15 protein-coding genes are annotated in these 19,521 nt (G+C 48.7%); 13 read left to right on the top strand and 2 right to left on the bottom strand.

Annotated features, from left to right (window positions below; all coding sequences use genetic code 11):
- Positions 1-106 precede the first annotated feature (106 nt).
- Positions 107-1,096, top strand: coding sequence for an ABC transporter substrate-binding protein (locus AC50X8_RS10455; RefSeq protein WP_056040904.1), 990 nt, complete (start codon positions 107-109; stop codon positions 1,094-1,096).
- Positions 1,093-2,145 carry an NAD(P)/FAD-dependent oxidoreductase gene (locus tag AC50X8_RS10450; protein WP_494879683.1) on the top strand — a complete coding sequence of 351 codons (1,053 nt, stop codon included), beginning with the start codon at positions 1,093-1,095 and terminating at the stop codon, positions 2,143-2,145. The genes AC50X8_RS10455 and AC50X8_RS10450 overlap by 4 nt, the downstream gene beginning before the upstream one ends.
- A 131-nt stretch (positions 2,146-2,276) precedes the next feature.
- Here the strand turns inward: AC50X8_RS10450 and AC50X8_RS10445 are convergent, their stop codons facing one another.
- Positions 2,277-3,737: an MFS transporter gene (locus AC50X8_RS10445; protein WP_494879682.1), complete on the bottom strand. Its 1,461-nt coding sequence runs from the start codon at positions 3,735-3,737 to the stop codon at positions 2,277-2,279.
- A 127-nt stretch (positions 3,738-3,864) separates the two neighbouring features.
- On the bottom strand, positions 3,865-3,981 hold the full coding sequence (locus AC50X8_RS10440) for a ribosomal protein L7/L12 (protein ID WP_081419046.1): 117 nt from the start codon (positions 3,979-3,981) through the stop codon (positions 3,865-3,867).
- Positions 3,982-4,182: 201 nt separating this feature from the next.
- Here AC50X8_RS10440 and AC50X8_RS10435 point away from each other — a divergent pair, with 201 nt between their 5' ends.
- From AC50X8_RS10435 to AC50X8_RS10385, 11 genes are all read left to right on the top strand, one after another.
- Positions 4,183-5,652 (top strand): spore germination protein, encoded by a 1,470-nt coding sequence (locus AC50X8_RS10435; RefSeq protein ID WP_494879681.1) that lies wholly within the window; start codon positions 4,183-4,185, stop codon positions 5,650-5,652.
- A gap of 18 nt (positions 5,653-5,670) precedes the next feature.
- Positions 5,671-6,789, top strand: a complete 1,119-nt coding sequence (locus tag AC50X8_RS10430; RefSeq protein WP_494879680.1) for a GerAB/ArcD/ProY family transporter — start codon at positions 5,671-5,673, stop codon at positions 6,787-6,789.
- Positions 6,764-7,942 (top strand): Ger(x)C family spore germination protein, encoded by a 1,179-nt coding sequence (locus AC50X8_RS10425; protein WP_494879679.1) that lies wholly within the window; start codon positions 6,764-6,766, stop codon positions 7,940-7,942. Before AC50X8_RS10430 ends, AC50X8_RS10425 begins: the two co-directional genes overlap by 26 nt.
- Before the next feature lie 206 nt (positions 7,943-8,148).
- Positions 8,149-11,619: an S-layer homology domain-containing protein gene (locus tag AC50X8_RS10420; RefSeq protein WP_494879678.1), complete on the top strand. Its 3,471-nt coding sequence runs from the start codon at positions 8,149-8,151 to the stop codon at positions 11,617-11,619.
- A gap of 290 nt (positions 11,620-11,909) precedes the next feature.
- Positions 11,910-13,574 carry an AAA family ATPase gene (locus AC50X8_RS10415; RefSeq protein WP_494879677.1) on the top strand — a complete coding sequence of 555 codons (1,665 nt, stop codon included), beginning with the start codon at positions 11,910-11,912 and terminating at the stop codon, positions 13,572-13,574.
- Positions 13,575-13,601: 27 nt separating this feature from the next.
- Positions 13,602-13,826, top strand: coding sequence for a DUF2997 domain-containing protein (locus AC50X8_RS10410; protein ID WP_494879676.1), 225 nt, complete (start codon positions 13,602-13,604; stop codon positions 13,824-13,826).
- A gap of 11 nt (positions 13,827-13,837) precedes the next feature.
- On the top strand, positions 13,838-14,581 hold the full coding sequence (locus tag AC50X8_RS10405; RefSeq protein ID WP_494879675.1) for a hypothetical protein: 744 nt from the start codon (positions 13,838-13,840) through the stop codon (positions 14,579-14,581).
- Positions 14,582-14,678: 97 nt separating this feature from the next.
- Positions 14,679-15,683, top strand: a complete 1,005-nt coding sequence (locus tag AC50X8_RS10400; protein ID WP_494879674.1) for a helix-hairpin-helix domain-containing protein — start codon at positions 14,679-14,681, stop codon at positions 15,681-15,683.
- A gap of 79 nt (positions 15,684-15,762) precedes the next feature.
- Positions 15,763-16,359, top strand: a complete 597-nt coding sequence (locus AC50X8_RS10395; protein WP_494879673.1) for a 4Fe-4S single cluster domain-containing protein — start codon at positions 15,763-15,765, stop codon at positions 16,357-16,359.
- 214 nt (positions 16,360-16,573) lie between these two features.
- A complete protein-coding gene (locus AC50X8_RS10390; RefSeq protein ID WP_494879671.1) occupies positions 16,574-18,229 on the top strand; it encodes a helix-turn-helix domain-containing protein in 1,656 nt (551 codons plus the stop codon).
- Between the two features lie 312 nt (positions 18,230-18,541).
- Complete coding sequence (locus tag AC50X8_RS10385; protein WP_494879669.1) at positions 18,542-19,519, top strand: iron-hydroxamate ABC transporter substrate-binding protein; 978 nt, start codon at positions 18,542-18,544, stop codon at positions 19,517-19,519.
- The last annotated feature ends 2 nt before the right edge of the window (positions 19,520-19,521 follow it).

The following is a 19,521-nucleotide window of genomic DNA, read 5'->3' as shown; positions in this document are numbered from 1 at the left end:
CAATATGACCAGCAGCTTTTAATAATTGGATATAGCGACGCTCCTTATTCCTCCCTATAATTAATAATGATTATCGATATCACAAACATAGAGGGGAACATGAGAGATGCGCACAAAAATGATTTTCATCGCCAGCCTGCTGGTTATTATGATGGCAGTATCGGCATGTGGACAGAGCGGGGCGGCTAATCAGAGCAAGCCTGCACAAACTGCGGAGGCGGCGGCTCCAGTAGAGGAAGCACAAACCCGAAAGGTGACAACCGTAAATGGCGAGGTGGAAATACCCGTTAACCCCCAGCGGGTTGTAGCAACCTACTATCTTGGTGAATTGGCAGCACTCGGCATTAAGCCCGTTGGTGCAGTGGAACGCCAGCTCGGGAAAGCAAGCCCCAATCTGGCTCCGTATTCGGAAGGAATTGCGGGTATCGGCGATTTCCCGCCGAATTTGGAGGCCATCGCTGCTTTAGAGCCAGATTTAATTATCGCAACGGATTTTGACAATATTGAATATGCAGATTATTCCAAAATCGCCCCTACTGTCGTCATTTCGTGGAGTACCGACGATGTCGCAACGAAACTGCGCTCCATTGCGGCACTTTTGGGCAAGGATGCCGAGGCGGAAGCCTTTATTCAGGAAATGGACGCCAATGCGGCTAAAGCAAGAGAAGCGATAAAGGGGCATATATCCCAAGAGGAAACGGTAGCCATTATCCGCTTTTTTGGCAAATCCATTCGGGCATATGGCGGACGCGATATTGGTTATGCTCTGTATCACAGCTTGGAATTGACGCCAACGCCGCTGATCAAACAAGCGATGGAACAAAATCCAAACTTCACGAGCACGGAGGATGTATCGCTGGAGAAAATTCCGGAATATGCAGCAGATCGTATTTTTGTCCTCGTTTCCGATGAAGAAGCCGACAGCCAGTATAATGAATTGCAGAAATCGGCCATCTGGGCTAATCTTCCGGCAGTGAAAAACAACAAAGTATACAAAATTCAAGCTGACAAGTGGTTTGCTTATGACCCTATTTCGATTAACGTCACGGTTGATGATGCTGTTCGCATACTGACTGGGGAAGGCGATAAAGAATGACAACGGAACTGGAGTTATATGATGTAACGATTATCGGCGGCGGGCCGGCGGGCTTGTATGCCGCTTTTTATAGCGGGATGCGGGATATGAAGACGAAGCTGATCGAGGCGAAGGAGGAGCTTGGCGGAAGGCTGTTGATTTACCCGGAAAAAATGATTTGGGATGTCGGCGGGCTGAAGCCTACCCGTTGCGAGCATTTGATTGCTCAGCTTATCGAGCAAGCGCAAACCTTTGAACCAACCATTGTGCTCGGCCAGCAAATTACGAACCTCGAACGGCTGGAAGACGGGACGATGATCGTTACTTCGGATACGGGGGAACAGCATCATACGCGTACGCTTATTTTAGCGCTTGGTTACGGAGTCGCCAAAGTTGCGAAGCTGGAACTGGAAGGAGCGAGCCGCTTCGAGGTGACGAACTTGCATTATACGGTGACGGATTTGCAAAGCTTTCAAGGCAAACGCGTGCTGCTCTCCGGTGGTGGCGATACAGCGGTGGATTGGGCGATGGAGCTTGAGTCTATTGCTGCCAGCGTTACAGTGGTGCATCGCCGCGAGCGACTGGGTGGACATGAGAAAAATGCGAGATACGTAGAGGAGTCTTCGATTAACGTATTCAAGCCATTTGCAATTGCGCAATTGCATGGCAATGGTGATGCGATTGAAGCGGTCACTATTGCACGTACAGATGGAGATGGCGCGTTGATGGAGGATACGCAGCGCTTAGACGTCGATGCCGTCATCGTCAATCATGGCCAGCTCAGCGATTTTGGACCAATTGTAGACTGGGGCCTAGATATGGGGCAATGGAGTATTGCAGTCGATGAGAAAATGGGAACGAATTTGCCGGGCATTTTTGCAGCGGGAGATACAGCGAGCTTTCCCAATAAGCTGCATTTAATTGCCGGAGCTTTTAATGATGCGGCGATTGCCGTGAATGGGGCCAAGCTTTATTTGGAGCCGAAAGCGCCTTCTATGGCCTATGTTTCTTCACATAACGCAAAGTTTAATGAGCGGAATAAAGCCCTTCTGAATAAAGAGCACGAATAGAAAATAGGGATCCCATAAAAAAATCGTTTTTTCACAGCTGGGCGGCGAATGCATCCCTTTTGTGAGAAAACGATTTTTTGGGTTTAGCCAACATCTGAACATCCGATCATCCAACATCCGAAAACCTGTCGCTAGTAACTGAGAGCACGATCTTTTTTCCCATTCAACGCTACAAAAGCGGCAAACAGCAGCAGGACAACGCCAGTAAACATAAACCCTTGAAGCGTATTGAAGGGCAGCCAGCCTAACAAGGAAGAGCCTACAACTACCCCTAAGGAGAAACAGGCATAAAAATAACCGTATGCTTTCCCGCGCAGCTCTGCTGGCGTTGCATTAATCAGCATCGTATTAATCGATGGAAACAGGAAGGCAAAGCCGATCCCATATAAACCGAGCACGCCATATAGAGTAAGAGTCGTCGTCGATTGGCTAATGAGCAGCTGGCTTAATCCCATTAAGCCTATGCCGAGCGCCATCGTTTTGGCTGGGGCAACGCGGTCAAAAATACGATTGGTCGGAAGGACAAAGATGAGTACCGCAATAATGCCAAACGTGCTCATTAAAGTGCCGCTTAACCTCGAATCATATCCTAAAGACTGCACGTGCAATGGCAGCAAATAAGCGATAACGCCTTGGGAGAACATTAAGAAGAAAGCACCGCCATACGCTTTGATCACGCCAGCATTAAAAATCGAGCTTGCTGGCGAAGAGGCAGCGTCGTCCTTCTCTTTTTTGGCAATTTTATATTTGCTGAGAAAAATGGCCGATAAGATGGCAAGGGCAAACCCCATCACGGCGACGCAGGTGAACACGAAGGGGACGGACGTTTTGCTGGCCATAATGCCGCTGAAAGCAGGCCCGATAATGGCGGCCAGCCCAACGAATGTGCCGGTGAAAGCGACTTTTTTCCCTTGCTGGCCATTAATCGTCGTGTTTGCCGAAAAGGTAAATGCTGCGGGAACAATTAATCCGGCAACAAAACCGTGAATGATTCGGACGATGATCAATAATAACGGTTCTTCTACAAAATGATAGAGCAGCAGAGCGCTGCTGGATAGCACCAGCCCCACCATTAAAATCTTGAAGGGCCCGATCCGGTCCGTCATAATCCCCGATAAAATATTGCCGAGCGTATTGGATAACGAATACAGCCCGATGACAAAGCCTACAATAAATGAGCTGGCGCCGACAGAGGCTGCAAACGTACTCATGACCGGAAGCTGGGAAAATAAATCGAAAAAGGAAAAAAACACAATGCTGTATACGAGCACCGCATAGTTGAAAGTCCGTAAGCTATAATTGGCCTGCACCTTCTTCAGCTTCCGGTCCAGCACAAAGTTGCCGAATGGCACAAAAGCGGCGATGGCAGCTGCGGCAGACCAAAGCAGGCTCCACTTCACCCGAATCGCGGCATAAAGGATAGCTGCTGCATATAAACAGAATATCCCCCCGTGAATGCTCCCTACTATCGTTACGGCTTTATCGAACCCCCAAATATATTTCAAGGGCATCGCGATGCCTAGCAACACTAATAAAGAAATACCATCTAGCAAACCGGCTATACGTAAAAAATAAATTGGATGTGACCGCACTTGTTTTGCTCCTCATTTATATTTTGAAAGGAATACTCTATTCTATCACTTTATGAGTAGTGAAATAGGATAGACACTAAAGATTCAAAATTGGAAAAGAGGAGTACAAGAGGCAACTCAAAGCGGGTCAACGCTGCCTCCGCTCCAAATCATCCACATAATTTTTGGCTTCCTTGAGGCCAACACCGCTTACTTCCCGGTATTCCTTGATCGCTTGAATCCTTTTTTCTGCGGCGATCAGCATAAGCAATCGTTCATCTATATTTGCTGCTTGATTGGAAAATGTATCTTATATGATGGTTCATTATAACATAACATTTGGCCTGCTCTTGCTTTTAGAAAGGGGGCTGTGCTTAGCTCCATTCACTTGCATCAAAATCCACTTATTGGGTAAAGCTAACTTCGATTATTCTCGGATATTTGCAGCATAAGGGGGTGGCCCATCATGACGAATGACACGAAGCTGTTCGAAGAGCTTCACCATAATGTGAAGGAAATGAGAAAGCGCATCGGGCACAGTCCAGACGTGGTTATTCGCTCGTTCATGATGGGCCGTTTGGGCTTTCAGGCTGCGCTTATCTATATCGATGGCTTGGTCGATAAGCCGATGATTCATGAACAAGTGCTCAAGCCGCTTTTGCATCTGGAGAAAAACGCTGCCGGATATGACAGAAGGGCGACGGTAGCCGAGGCGATTATTTCGGCAGGCGAGGTGAAGGCGCAAAATCAACTTGATGCTTGTGTCATGGAGGTGTTGTCTGGCAACACCGTATTGCTTTTGGATGGGACAGATACGGCGCTCGTCATTGACACTCATGGCTGGGAGCGCCGCTCGATTGAGGAGCCGGTTTCGGAAGCGGTCGTGCGCGGCCCGCGGGACGGCTTCACCGAAACGTTGCGCAGCAATACAGCCATGCTCCGCCGCCGTATCAAAGACCCGAGCTTCACGATGGACATGTACAAAATCGGCAGGCGCTCCCAGACCGATATCGCTTTACTGTACATGAAAGGGCTCACAGATGAAGCGTTGGTGGAGGAAACGAGAAGCAGGCTGAAGCAAATTGATATTGATGAGGTGCTGGAATCCGGTTATATCGAGCAGCTCGTTGAAGACAATGTGATGTCGCCATTTCCTCAGGTGCAAAATACCGAACGGCCTGACCGGGTGGCGGGTGCTTTAATGGAAGGCCGGGTTGCTATTCTAATCGATGGAACCCCTATTGCCCTCATTGTGCCCGTAACGTTTGCGATGATGATGAGCTCGCCAGAGGATTATTATGAGCGCTGGCTGCCTTCCTCGCTCATTCGGCTGCTGCGTTATGGAGCAGCTTTTATCGCTCTGTTCCTGCCTTCGCTGTATATTGCTCTTATTTCCTATAACCATGGACTTATTCCAACCAAGCTGGCCATATCGATTGCTGCAGGCAGAGAGGGCGTGCCGTTTCCCTCAATTGTAGAAGCGCTCATTATGGAAATTACGCTTGAAATTTTGCGCGAGGCGGGGCTGCGGCTGCCAAAGCCGATTGGACAAGCGGTTGGCATCGTCGGAGGACTTGTCATTGGTCAAGCCGCGGTACAAGCTGCAATTGTCAGTCCGATTATGGTTATCGTCGTGGCGCTGACGGCGATATCCTCGTTTGCTTTTCCACAGTATGGGGCGGGTCTGGCGATTCGCATTTTGCGCTTTGGCATGATGATGGCGGCTGCGGTACTGGGCCTTTATGGGGTCATTTTGTTTTATATTTTGATTACCGTTCATATGACCAGGCTTAAAAGCTTCGGCGTTCCTTACCTCTCGCCGTTTGTGCCAGCGCGCCCTTCGCAGTGGAAGGACCTTTTCCTCCGTTTTCCGCTCCATATGTTGAAACGGCGTCCCGCCATGGTCAGCCCTCAGGACGATAAGCGGCAGAAATAGAGACAAGGGGAATGCAGCATGAAGACAAAGGATAGGAGCAAGGAATCGATTACCGCTACTCAAGCCGCGATGATGACGGCGAAAGCAATGATCGGCACAGGCATTCTCGTGCTGCCGCAAAGCGTTGGCAAAAGTGTGGGAACGCCCGACGGATGGCTGTCTGTTCTGCTTAGCGGCATATTGGCTATGATGTTCGGCTTCATTATTGTAAAGCTTAGCCAGCGCTTTCCCGGCAAAACCTATTATCAATACAGCCAGGAAATTATTGGAAAATGGATCAGTTCCTGCGTTGGGGCTATGATGTGCCTGTATTATATTTTTTCCGCTGGCTACTTGCTGCGTGTCATGGGGGAGGTGGTGCGCATGTATTTGCTGGATAAAACGCCGATCGCCATTATCATGCTCACGTTTATGGGGGTTGCCATTTATATGACGACAGCGGGAATCAACGCGATCGCGCAGCTTATCGAGATTTTTTTGCCGATCATTGTCCTGATTATGGTTGCTTTTATCGTTTTCAGCTTCGGTGACTTTGAGCTGGACAATTTGCGCCCGGTATTGGGGGAAGGCATTGCGCCGGTGCTGAAAGGAATTGAGCCATCGATTTTATCCTACAGCGGGTTTGAAGTGATGCTGTTCGTGACGGCCTTCATGACGGATGCCCGCAAGGCGCTCAAGGCAACCTTCGCCGGAATCGGCTTGACAGCGGTGCTATATACGCTGGTTGTTGCTGTTGCGATTGGCTCCTTAACGGTGGAGGAGGTGCAGACCGTAACGTGGCCAACGATGTCAGTCGCAATGAACATTGAGCTGCCCGGCGGTTTTTTCGAGCGATTCGAATCTTTGTTTACCGTCTTGTGGGTTATATCGATGTTTACAGCCTTCGTGATGTACCATTATGGAGGAAGCTTGGGGTTTGGACAGCTAACGGGCAAAAAATTTCAGCTATTCGCCTATTTGTCTTTGCCTTGTATTTTTTTGATTGCCATTTGGCCAAGCAATTTGAACAAGCTGTTTAAGCTTGGCGACTATATCGGTTATGCTTCGTTTTTTATGTTCGGCACCATTCCCATTATTTTTTTTATAGTGGCGGCGGTGAGGAGGGTGGGGCATGGAACTAAAAATAAGCGCGCGTAATAGGTCTGTTGTGCTGCTCATGCTCGTCATCCCTTTGCTGCTGACGGGCTGCTGGGATCGTAATGAAATTGAGGAAACGGGCATTGCGCTTGGAGTCGGCATTGATTTTCCAGCTGGACAAGAGGAAGGGGCCAGGCCGATCATCGCCATGACCCATCAATTTGCCCTGCCCAACCAGTTTTCGGAAAGCACCAGCAGCAAGGTGCAGAAGGATTACGTCAACATGTCCAGCGCTGGGCCAATCGTCTTCGATAACATTAGAGAGCTGTCTACCCGATCTGCAAGGCCACCTAATTATGAGCATCTGCAAGTCATTGTTATTAGCGAGAAAGCGGCTCGGGAGCTTGATCTGAAAAATGTCATTAACTTTTTTCTGCGCAATACCGAAACACGGCGTTCCATCCGCGTCGTCATTTCTCACGGAAAGGCGAGCGATATTTATCAACAGCAGAAGAGTACGAAAACCCCGGCTTTGGAGCTGCGCGAGCTAACGGACAATTATCGCAAGACGCTGCGTATTCCTCCGGCGCTAACGCTTGGCAATATGTCGGAGCATCTGACCGGGCAGTCCAGCTTTGTCATTCAAGGCGCAGGCAACTCGCCAGAAGGGGCGAAGCTCACGAGCGCAGCAGTCATTAGGGGGACAACAGCCCGGATGATCGGCTTTCTCAGTGAAATCGAGACGGTGGGGCTGAACTGGCTGCTTGGCAACAATCACTCTAATGGCATTGTGGAGGGGATTGAGCCGGACAGCGGCGCCATGCTTGGTTATGAGGTGCGGAAGATGACGTCCAGCATTCAGCCGATCGTCCAGGGGGACGAAATTTCTTTTCAGGTGAAGATTAAGACAACGGGCAAGCTGCGGGAGGATTGGGCATTTCCTGGCGACGCATTTGATGCTGATTTCATCAATCGTGCAGAGAAGGCTACGGCGGTCATGATTAAGCAAATGGCGGAAAAAGCGCTCGCCAAGACGCAGCGCCAGTACAAGGTTGATGTAGCGGGTTTCGGCAAGCACCTCAGCATTAAGAAGCCGGCGGTATGGAAACGGGTGAAGGATGGCTGGGAGGATCGCTTTAGTCGAATGCCTGTTTCTATTGTGGTGGAAGTTGATATTCAGGAGTTTGGCACAAGAGGAACGAAGCGAAATTAGACCGCGTTGAAGACTAGGAGAAAATAGTCGACAGCGCGGTATTTACATTGGAATGGATAGAATAAAAAAATATAAATCCTACTATTACTTTATGGTAGAATTGTTAAGAATAATATAATTTAGCTTAATGTAATGGTGCCTAAAGCGCCAGAATCTATCATTATTTTAAGCGATACAGTATAGCGATATAATTGAGGGGGATTTTTGTGAAAAGATGGCTTGCTGCAATAATGGTTGTCATTCTATTTGTATATCCGATGCTGCTGCCACCAAAAGCATCTGCAGCGGGGACGATGTTTACATCCGTTGCTTCACAACTGGGCACCACAATGGCGCTGGATGCAAGTGGTCAAATCTGGGCTTGGGGCAGCAACATATCTGGTCAATTTGGAGACGGGACAAACGTTTCCTCGCATACTCCGAAAAAGATTACGGTCATGGATAATGGCGCAACTGTGACGTTCAAGGAAGTGAAGCCAGGCTTCAATTCCGCACTTGCCTTGGACACGAGCGGGCAGCTGTGGTCGACAGGAGATAATGGAGATGGCCAATTGGGACTTGGCGCTGGGACTGCGAGTACGATGGTCTGGACAAAGGTTGAAGTGATGGACGGCGGTACAGCTGTCACCTTTAAGAAAATCGCCTCCCTGCGCACTACTTCGCTTGCGTTAGATAGCAATGGAACGCTTTGGATATGGGGTTTCAGAACGTGGACGCCTGATCCTTATGTCCCTACTAAAAGGGAATTGACGGACGGCAACGGAGACCCTGTCGTTTTTGAAACGCTGGAGGGAAATGAGGAGAACGGAATCGCAATCGATTCGACGCAGCATATTTGGGAGATTTTCCATGGCCAGTATATGCCCACGCCATTAGGGGTGATGGATGGCGCGTTGGAAGCCGAATTTCAATCCATCGCAGTCGGAGCAGGCTATGGTACGGGTACGTTTCTGATGCTTTCCATCGACAGCATCGGCAACGTATGGACCTGGGGAGGAAATGATCAAGGGCAGCTTGGTGATGGACAAATCTCCAGCGATAGATGGTTCCCAGAGAAAAATCCGGTGCTAGACAACGGGAACCCGGTGAAGTTCACACAAGTTTCAGGAGGCAACAAGCATGTTCTGGCGCTCGATGAAAACGGTGATATGTGGACATGGGGATTGAATGCTGCCGGGCAGCTTGGAGACGGCACAACATTAAATTCCGCTCCCCATAAAGTAGCCGTATCGGATAATGGTACGTCTTTTCAATTTGTCTCTCTAACTGCCGGTTTTGATGTATCGTATGGGCTTGACCAAGATGGCCGATTATGGTCGTGGGGAAGTGAATATATGCTTGGTGATGGGGGAAATGGCACCGGGTCGCAAGCAACGCCTGTGAAAATATTTCTGCAGCCTGCGATAACGCTGCAAACGTCGGTAGCATCGTCTACCTATCTCCAGCCGATTACTTTGACCGCTTCCCTTACTGGTGATCTTGACATTCCGACAGGGAACGTTGAGTTCAGGGACGGGGGCTTGCTGCTGGGCTCCTCTTCACTTGCTGCGAACGGAACGGCAACCTTAACGGTTTCGTCACTGCAGCCGAGAACTCATACCTTCACTGTACATTATGCAGGTGATGACTATTATTTAGCGAGATCAACGAATAATTTGGCCTTTCAGGTAACGATGCCAGATGCGCCAGTTATTTCTATAACGCCATCAACGACCGCACAGACGAATGATCCGGTAACGCTGAACGTCACCACGTCAACCTATGGTATTGGCAATTCGCTGCACAGCTTGAAATGGCTTCCGGGCGATCATGGTGCGGCCGCATTTGCGGGTGCTGGAACCGACCTATTGGCTGCTGGAAGCTTTGATGTGGCCAGCAATGGCAGCTATACGGTTTACGCCAAGGATTTGGCAGGCAATGAAACGGTGAGAAAAATGGAGGTTGCGAACATTGTTCCACTACCGAATGACAGCCTCATCAGCCCTGTGGCTGCCAGCTTTGATAAATACACGGGAGCAGTGGCAAATGTTGACGTGGCAACGGGGCTGACGCTGAACGGCAACACGCTTAGCAGCGTTGCTAACGGCGCAGCGGCGCTCGTTCTAGGAACGGATTATACTGTAACAGGCAGCACAGTAACGATTCTGAAGGCATATATGATGTCGCAGCCGGTCGGTACAACGAGCCTGACATTTATGTTTAGTGGAGGAGCAGCTCAGACGCTGACGATAACGGTAGGCGATTCTACGCCAAGCCCAACACCGACACCGACACCGACACCGACACCGACACCGACACCAAGTGCTACACCAAGTGCTACACCAAGTCCGAGCCCAACGGCCACACCGATTCCGTCACCAAATCCAGCTTCGACTTCTTCTAATGTACGGCCTAACTATCAAATTGTGACGGATTCGTCAGGCAGAGTTGTGGTCATTGTTGATCCTTCTGTACTGGTAACCGAGAAGAAACCGGATGGAACGAATGTTCAAAAGCTGATGGTCCCGGAAAGTATTTTGAATCAGGTTGCTGGCCAGTTAAAGGACCCAGCGAATCCAATTATTATAATTAGAATCGACAATAAGGAAAGCGCCGTACAGGTTCAGCTTCCAGCTTCATCGATTGCAGCTATTGGGAAGACTTTCCCGAATGCCGTAATCGAGGTCGAATTAAAAGGCTCCAGCATGCAGCTTAAGGCTAGCGTGCTTGATCTGGAGAAGCTGGCGAAGCGGCTTGACGTTTCCGTATCCGATTTGAAAATCAATTCGACGATGGAGCAAGTCAGCGATACTGTGCGCAATGAGCTTGTGCGGGTTGGAAATGACAAAGGGTTCAGTCTGCTAGGCAGCGTCGTTGATTTCAAAGTAATGGCTGAAGCGAACGGGCAGACGGTTGACATTAGCGATTTTGGTGGAACGTATATGGTTCAAGCCATTGTAATTGATCAGGCAGCCGCGGGAGATTTGGTTTTTGCCGTGCATTATGATCCTGCGACTAGACAGGTTTCATATATTCCAACCCAATTGGGCGAAAGAAACAACGGCAGCAAGCAGGCCGTCATGAGAACTCCTCATCATAGCATCTATGCTGTAATCAGGAAGGACGCTCCTTCTTTTGCCGACATGCAAGGACACTGGGCGAAAGCAGAGGTTGAGCAGCTTGCTGCCAGGTTCATTGTTAATGGCATTTCCGCTGAGCGTTTCGCTCCGAATGACAGCATTACGCGGGCTGAATTTGCTTCTTTACTCGTGCGCGGAATGGGAATCTCTTTAAAGCATGACTCCGAGTATAAAGGTTTTACGGATATAGCCCCGACTGCATGGTATGCTTCTGCGGTAGAAGCAGCAGTAAGAGCTGGACTTGTTCAAGGACTAACCACTGAGCGCTTTGGGCCCAATGAGCAGATCAGCCGGGAACAGATGGCGGTTATGATTGCCAGAGCATTGACGATTGTCTCCAAAGACGGAACTGAGCCAGTAGATAGCGGGGCGCAGGCTGCATTTGCCGATCAGGATCTGATCTCCCCGTGGGCTGAGACCGCAGTTGCCGAGACAGCTAAAGCAGGGATAATTACCGGAATGGCCGACCAAACATTCGCGCCTAAAGACTTTGCAACTAGAGCGCAGGCGGCAGTGATGCTGAATAGATTTTTGCAAGCAGTAGGATTTATCGGCTAATACGATTCTCATATGTTTCATAGATAACGACTAGGCAAAAGGCACCTGTAACTTGCAGGTGTTTTTTGCTTTTTTAAATGAAGCGAAACGCCCAGCAGGGCAGGAAATAAGACGAATTATGTCGAACTTTTTTAAAATATAAGCATTTATAAGTTTCCCCCTTATACTCCGCTTATATTTCACCGCGAAACGTTAGCTTTACCGCCAGAGGACGGCTTTCGGCCGTTTACGCTTGTATAGAATGTTTTGTAAAAATAGTATCCTAGTTTCATAGAGGGGCCAGTAAACATATGGGAGAAACATCATTATTAGAGTTCAAAAAGCATTTGTCGAACTTAATGCGAGCACGATTTCCGTTCATATACATCCCAACTTGGGAAGAGGAACGCGCCTTATCGGTGATTGATTCCGCTGTGAAAAATGAAGCTTTAATTAAAACGGTTCGTAAAGTATTTATATGGAGCATGACAGATGGTCTAGCTGAAGAGGGCCAGCGTGGCCGGGAGGAATCCAAATCTGCGCTGCGCTGTCTGGAAATGATTGAAGCGTACGAGGAACCGGCTGTATTTGTCCTTAAAGATTTTCATGTATTTCTAGGTGGTGGGGGAAAACCGGCCGACAATCAGGTTATACGTAAAATTCGAGATCTCATTCCGGCATTGAAGAGGAGCATCAATCCGAAAAATGTTATCATCCTGAGCCCGACGCTCACCCTGCCTTCGGATCTGCAAAAGGAAATTACGATTGTTGATTTTGAATTGCCGACCTTTGTTGAAATGAAAAGCATGCTGATCGAAATGGTCGAGGCTAATCAGGCTAGCGGACGCATAATAATCGATTTAACGATGGAAGACGTGGAACGTCTGGCGAAGGCGGCGCTTGGTTTAACGCTGCATGAGGCGGAAAATGCTTTTGCTCTGGCCATGGTTGAGGACGGCAAGCTCGATAAGCATGATGTGGAAATTATTTTGGAAGAGAAACGCCAAATTATAAAAAAATCCGAGATTTTGGAATTCATCAAATCGGATTTGAAAATCGAGGACGTTGGCGGGCTGGAAAATTTAAAGCGTTGGCTGCTGAAGCGCAATAAATCTTGGCTGGATTCGGCCGCAGAATATGGGCTGCCTGCACCGAAGGGCGTGCTGATTACAGGCGTGCCTGGCTGTGGAAAAAGCTTAATTGCCAAAGCGATCAGCGCCATGTGGAAGCTGCCGCTGCTGCGTCTGGACGTAGGACAAATATTCAGCGGCATTGTTGGCAGCAGTGAGGAAAATATGCGCAAAGCGATTAAAACGGTCGAGGCGATTTCTCCGTCTATCCTTTGGATTGATGAAATTGAAAAAGGGTTTAGCGGCATGACGGGGAGCGGCGACAGCGGGACATCGAATCGTGTATTTGGCACCTTTCTGACATGGATGCAGGAGAAAACAAAGCCGGTGTTCGTCATCGCCACTGCTAACAACATTCATGCACTGCCTGCAGAAATGCTGAGGAAGGGCCGTTTTGACGAAATTTTTTTCGTGGATATTCCTACCTATAAAGAACGGAAAGATATTTTCAGGCTGCATATTGTGAAAAGACTTAAATCTCCCAAATCGGTGGGCGACTTTCAGCTGACGGATGAGCATCTTGACCTTTTAGCCAGCATGACCGAGGGGTATGTTGGGGCAGAAGTGGAGCAGATTGTCATTAGTGCGATGTTTGAGGCTTTTTCAGAGGATCGAAGCATTCAGTTTGAAGATTTCAAGAAATCGATTCAAACGATGGTGCCGCTATCGGTCACGCAAGCCGAACAAATTCAAGGCATACGGGAATGGGCGAATGTCCGCGCCGTTGCCGCAACTCCGCAAGAGGACCGGGAGGAATACAGGCTGGAGCTGGACAAGCCGGAAACGCCTGAACCGAAGGAAGAGGATGTAAAGCTGAAACGAGGCGGCAGAGCGATAGATTTTTAAGATCGATACGAGAAGGAGGCTGGTAGTATGCCATCCAAACAAATTCGCGTCCGCATTTACCCCGACGGTAGAATTGAAGCGGACGTAATGGGGATAAAGGGAAAAGGATGCACCGACTACATTAGCATTCTTGAGCAGCTGCTGGATGCAGAAACGATAGACTCCGAATATACAGCCGAATATTATGAGTCGGAACAGGCAGTCATTCAGCAAAATCAAATCCATTCGACAGAGCAAAATAAATCGAAATAGGGGGTATATAGATGTCAGTTTCTCTCGCGCTTATCCCTGTTGCATTAACATTGCGGATTGTCATGGGGAAGAAAAACTTTGAAAATTTTGCAAATTCGATGCAGGTGAAGGAGCCGACCAACTTTCGAAATGAATTGGAGCTTGTGCGGACTGTACGGAAAGCAGGTTATGATGCGGAGAAGTGGCTCGGTATTATTAAAACTCATATCGACGGGGACAAGCAATTTATTACCTGGGAGCATGTGGATGGAAAATGGCATGCCATATTTACAAAGTTGGATTCAAGAGAAATGATTGAGTCGTTTATGCACAGCATCAACTATGGCGCAGGCCGCAATGTATTTGATTCCACCGCTGTTGGTTATTCAGCGAGACCCATCCAATTGGCTCCAGCAGCACAGCTGCCTTCATATCCAACAAATTTCCGCGACGGCGAGCTATTGTTTCGTACCCTTAAAGAGTTTGGAGTCAATCCGCTTCGTCAAGACGGCGCTATTATTTGCAAGGTGGAGCAATCGGTGCTGACCTTTCGCCAGTTCGATGACCATCCATTTCAAGTAGAAATTCAAAACCCGCCAGACTTAAAAACGATATATGAATATTTATCAGATGTGGATGAGGATTACAAGCGCTGCTTGCAGGATATGGTTTATCAAAAGCTAATGCAGCGTGCAGCTGAAAAAAAGATGACGGTTGAAAGTGAACAAGTGCTGGAGGACAACTCGATTGTGATTACACTGAATGTTGAGAGGTGATAGGGTGCCTTTTTATCAGCAGAGGGAGTTAGTACCCTTCGTTATGAATCATTGACAGGCAAGCGGTTTTTCGGGTGAATGTTAGGAGGTGACTAGCTTGAGAGATATAGTCATAAATCATCTAATCGATATTTGCGCAGGGTATTCCGGGGTAAGCTATTATGTCGCAGAGATGATTCCTGAGAAAAAATTAAAGAATGCCCGTACTCATATTCCAATCCCGGCTAATGAGTATGTGATTGCACTTATGGATACGACTGTTTTTGGAAGCTGTAAACGAGGCATGGCGATTGGTCTTAATGGCGTGTACTGGAGAAATGATTGGACCGTCAAATCCCATCGATCTAGCTTAAGCTGGACGGAGTTTCTTCATGCCAGAATAAAAAAGATCAGCAAGTATGAGATGGAGTTTGGCAGGGGGGATATTTATAGTGTATTGGGAGAAGCAATCAAGCTGGATGATCTCATCCAACTGCTTCAGCGGTTGCAATCCTACATTGGAAGAGAAGCCGATCCTTCTTTGTTGACAGGAAGTGAAGTCAGCTCCTCCCTGCTCTCTGATCCGGGTGAGGTGTGGATGGTAGGCGCCGCTGGCGAGCAGTACGGACCCTATAGCGCCTTCGCACTGAAAAATATAATAGAAGAAAAACAGCTGCAGCTGACAGAAATATTTGTATGGAAGCCAGGGATGGCGCAGTGGGTACCCCTATTGAAGCATAAGGAGCTAATCCCTTTATTCATGCCCGCTCTGGTTGCTCCGATGCCAATAACCGTATCCCAAGCTCCAGTACCGGATTTAGATGCAGAAGTGGACAAGGCGCTAGATGCAGATGCGTTGCTGGGTGGCAATGAGTCATCCGAGCGAATTGATGTCAACAGGGCTTCGATGGAGCAGCTGCTTGATCTTCCAACCATTGGTATTATAGCTGCCAAGCGTATTATGCAAGAACGAGATCGGAATGGCGGCTTTGAGAATGTAGAACAATTAGGCCAGCTGTTGGACTTAAAACCGCATCATGTTGAACGTATACGTCTAATGACCATATTTCGTCCTTTGCAGCAACGTATAAATAAAAGTACAGGGCGGATCGTGGATTATTAAAGGGAGGAACAAGAATAATGGCAGAGCTTGATTTGATGCAAAAGAACCCTTTTGCCGTTAGCCGCTTGGAGCTGCGCTAATGGTGCTGCGCGTTCATCGCTTTCTTCCCTCGACAGCCGTTGAGGGGCCCGGAATCCGTGCCTGCCTTCAAGTGCAAGGCTGCCCGATTCATTGCCCTGGCTGCGCTGTACCGTTCACATGGCCGGAAGACGGCGGCATGACGATGGAGGTTGAACAGCTCGCAGCACAAATATTAAATGGACCCGAAGTAGAGGGAATTACCTTTCTGGGAGGAGAGCCGTTCGAGCAGGCGGGCGAATTAGCGCGGCTTGCCCGTATTTTGCGGGCATACGGCTTGTCGGTGATGACCTTTACCGGTTATTTAGTGGAAAATTTACGGAGTGCCGGCAGGGCGGATTGGCAGGAGCTGCTTGCAGTTACCGACTTGCTCATTGACGGGCCATTCGAACGGGAACGCCTCGATACGAGCAGGCCGTGGGTCGGCTCGGCCAATCAACGCTACCATTTTCTCACTGATCGCTACATCGACCTCAAAGAAAAATTAACAGACATTCCAAACCGGCTGGAAGTACGCATTACGCCAGATGGCAGAGTGATGATCAATGGCTTGGCAGAGCTGAAGGATTTAAGGGCTTTATTGGATCTGGATCTGTGAGCGCTTAATAAACTTAATATTGTACAATTTCGTAACGCTTGGTGTCCCGAGCGTTTTTTTTGTATGCAAAAGCATAAAATATGCGCGAAGCAGCATCTCTTTTTCACTATGCTTATAAATTTTCAAGGCTATAGCTATTTTTTTATATAATCGGGATAATAGTGGTTAGTATAAATAGAAGGTCCATAAATAGATCACATCGGGGGCTGTAAGGATGATTCATGTTGAGTTGGAGTGGGCGGAGTCTCATTTTCCACTATATGCGGCTGCCAGCATTCATTCGCTGTACAGCACTTCAAATATGCCCATGTATAAAATAAACGAGAATGCAGCCTCGCTCCTGGCGATCGCCAGCGGCAAAGGCACGCTCACGATGAACGATCAGACGTATGAGCTGACGGAAGGCAGTGTTATCGTTCTCCCCGCGCAAACCCATGTGTCTTTAGTGACTAGCGCGGTGCAGCCGCTGCATGCCTATAAGCTGGTAATTGGCACAATCGAGCAGCAGCGTACTTTAGCCGCGGGTGCAATCGTACGGAAAAGCGAGGTAGCTGGTGGCCTGAATAGCCTGTTTATTCCTCATGCGCCTGCGATTGTCTCGCAGATGGAGGAGCTGTATGTCCATCGGCTGCCTGCACATGAGGTGCGTCATATGCAAAATCAAATTTTATTTCACCAAATTCTGCTGTACTTGCTGGAGCGGATGGACGCCAAATATGCAACGAGCGACAAACCGTCAATGGAGCGAAGCGTCGCATATTTAGAAAACCATTTTAATGAAAAAATAACACGTGAGCAGCTGGCGGCAATGGCTGGGGTCAGTCCGTCGCATTATTCGACCTTGTTTAAGCAGCTTAACGGCTTTTCGCCTAATGAATATTTGTCACGGCTGCGCGTCCACCGCGCCAAGGAGCTGCTAATTAACGGTTCGGGCACGCTTAGGGAAATTGCGCTTAAGGTAGGCTACCATGATGAGTTTTATTTGAGCCGGCGCTTCAAGCAGCAGACGGGTGCTGCTCCTTCAGGGTATAGCCGAGACTCTTTGCAGCATGTAGCCGTGCTGCTCCTTCCTTACGCCAGCCATTTAATGCTGCTTGGGCTGGAGCCTGCCGTTACGATTACGGAAAGCAGCGAATATGTGAGCACCGCAGATATGCCGCCTCCGCAAACGATGCGCTTCATTCATGCCGAGAGCTCGCCTGAACAGGTGAAATCGGTATTGCTGGATGCGAAGGTGGAGCTCATTATTGCTGCGAAGCAGCATTTGCAGCAATATGGGCTGAGGCCCGAGCAGCTGCGGGCGATAGCGCCTGTCGTGGAAATTTCATGGATGGACATGGGGTGGAAGGAGCATTTGCGGCTCATTGCCCAAGCGGTGCAGCGAGTAAGTGCGGCCGAGCAGTGGCTGCATACGTTTGAGCGGGAGGAGCAGGAGGCGCGTGCTCTCGTCCAGCAAAGTCCCGCCGCGCGCGAGATCATCACAATACTAGTCATTAAGCCGGAGAGGCTGCTCATATATGGGGCGCGAAATGTAGGATATGTGCTGTATCAATCTCTAGGCCTGCGGCCGCCTGCCCGGATTGCGGAGGAGATGGACAAGCTGGGGGAGCAATTTCATTCTGTGCCGATTGAGGCAGCGGAGCTTGCGGAATATGCGGGGGACCGGATCTTTGTCATTGCGTTTCCAGATGAGAAGGGCTCAACACTCCATGCTCAGAAAACGTTTGAGTCGCCGTATTGGCTCAGCCTTCCCGCAGTGAAGCAAAATAAAGTACATGTGCTGGATAAGGATGAGTGGGTGCCGTACAATCCGATTTCCATTCGGCTGCAGCTTGGACGTGCCGTAGCCCTATTTACGGGCGGCGAATAGTCCAAGTGATTTTTCAAACAAAAAGGCATGGCTTGGCGCATAGGTGGCCTCTATAATGATGAAAGCGAATGCGAATGATTTTCATAATCACAAGGTGAAACGGCTGTCGCCGTCCTTTGGCAGCGCGGCGCGTTTCAGTCCGAGAAATATAGAGAAAGGATGGCGAAATAGTATACTTTCCTATATTTCAAGGTGAAACGGCTGTCGCCGTCCTTTGGCGGTGCAGCGCGTTTCAGTCCGAGAAAAATATAGAGAAAGGATAGAAAAAATTATATACATTCTTATATTTTAAAAAAGGGAGAGAGTCATCTTATGAAAAAGCTTTTTATTCCGCTTCTACTTCTTATGGCGGTTGCACTTAGCGCTTGCAGCGGAAATCAAGCGGGTAATGCCGGAGCTGCCGGAAATGCGGGAAACAGCAGCAATACGGGTAATACTAGCGCGTCAGCTGCACCTTCGGCAGAGGCGGAATCTGCAACGTTTACATATCAATCTGAAAATGGTCCAGTCGAGGTGCCGACAAATCCGCAGCGCGTCGTCGTGCTGACGAGATTTTTGACGGGCAACGTCATGGCTCTGGGTGTGCCTTTAGTCGGTGCGGATGAAATGTCCAAGGCGAACCCGAATTTTGAAGAGAAGTTAAAGGATGTTGAGGCGGTTTCCGACGAAAGTATTGAAAAAATCATCGAGCTGCAGCCTGATCTGATTATCGGGCTTTCCGACATTAAAAATATTGATAAATTCAAGCAAATCGCGCCTACGGTTACTTTTACGTACAACAAGGTCGATTATTTGACGCAGCAGCTTGAAGTCGGCAAATTGCTGAATAAAGAAAAAGAAGCGCAAGCCTGGGTCGAAGATTTTTCCGCAAGAACGAAAAAAGCGGGCGAAGAAATTAGAGCGAAGGTCGGCGACAATGTGACGGTTTCGGTTATCGAAACGTTCAATAAGCAGCTTTACGTTTACGGCTACAATTTTGGCCGCGGCACCGAGCTGCTTTATGGCGATCTTGGTCTTGGCATGCCGGAAAAAGTGAAGGAAGGCACGAAAACAGACGGTTATTTCGCCGTGTCGACCGAAGTTCTGAAGGACTATATGGGCGATTACGTCATTTTTAGTAAAAATGCGGATGAAGACAATTCGTTCCAAAATACCGAAATTTACAAAAGCGTCCCTGCCGTCGTCAACAACCACGTCTTCGAGGTCGATGCGAAAGGGTTTTATTTCAACGATCCATTGAGCTTGGAGTATCAGCTTGCGTTTTTCAAACAAAGCTTTCTCGGCCAATAATC

The organism is Paenibacillus sp. JT22N15 (assembly GCF_059383755.1).
The sequence above is the reverse complement of the archived record's forward strand: the minus strand, read 5'-3'. Positions and strand labels throughout refer to the sequence as shown.

Excerpts from the sequence above, each read along its gene's own strand:
- AC50X8_RS10455 (WP_056040904.1), top strand. The coding sequence starts at position 107 with ATGCGCACAAAAATGATTTTCATCGCCAGCCTGCTGGTTATTATGATG.
- AC50X8_RS10450 (WP_494879683.1), top strand. The coding sequence starts at position 1,093 with ATGACAACGGAACTGGAGTTATATGATGTAACGATTATCGGCGGCGGG.
- AC50X8_RS10440 (WP_081419046.1), bottom strand. The coding sequence starts at position 3,981 with ATGCTGATCGCCGCAGAAAAAAGGATTCAAGCGATCAAGGAATACCGG.
- AC50X8_RS10435 (WP_494879681.1), top strand. The coding sequence starts at position 4,183 with ATGACGAATGACACGAAGCTGTTCGAAGAGCTTCACCATAATGTGAAG.
- AC50X8_RS10430 (WP_494879680.1), top strand. The coding sequence starts at position 5,671 with ATGAAGACAAAGGATAGGAGCAAGGAATCGATTACCGCTACTCAAGCC.
- AC50X8_RS10425 (WP_494879679.1), top strand. The coding sequence starts at position 6,764 with ATGGAACTAAAAATAAGCGCGCGTAATAGGTCTGTTGTGCTGCTCATG.
- AC50X8_RS10415 (WP_494879677.1), top strand. The coding sequence starts at position 11,910 with ATGGGAGAAACATCATTATTAGAGTTCAAAAAGCATTTGTCGAACTTA.
- AC50X8_RS10410 (WP_494879676.1), top strand. The coding sequence starts at position 13,602 with ATGCCATCCAAACAAATTCGCGTCCGCATTTACCCCGACGGTAGAATT.
- AC50X8_RS10405 (WP_494879675.1), top strand. The coding sequence starts at position 13,838 with ATGTCAGTTTCTCTCGCGCTTATCCCTGTTGCATTAACATTGCGGATT.
- AC50X8_RS10395 (WP_494879673.1), top strand. The coding sequence starts at position 15,763 with ATGGTGCTGCGCGTTCATCGCTTTCTTCCCTCGACAGCCGTTGAGGGG.
- AC50X8_RS10390 (WP_494879671.1), top strand. The coding sequence starts at position 16,574 with ATGATTCATGTTGAGTTGGAGTGGGCGGAGTCTCATTTTCCACTATAT.
- AC50X8_RS10385 (WP_494879669.1), top strand. The coding sequence starts at position 18,542 with ATGAAAAAGCTTTTTATTCCGCTTCTACTTCTTATGGCGGTTGCACTT.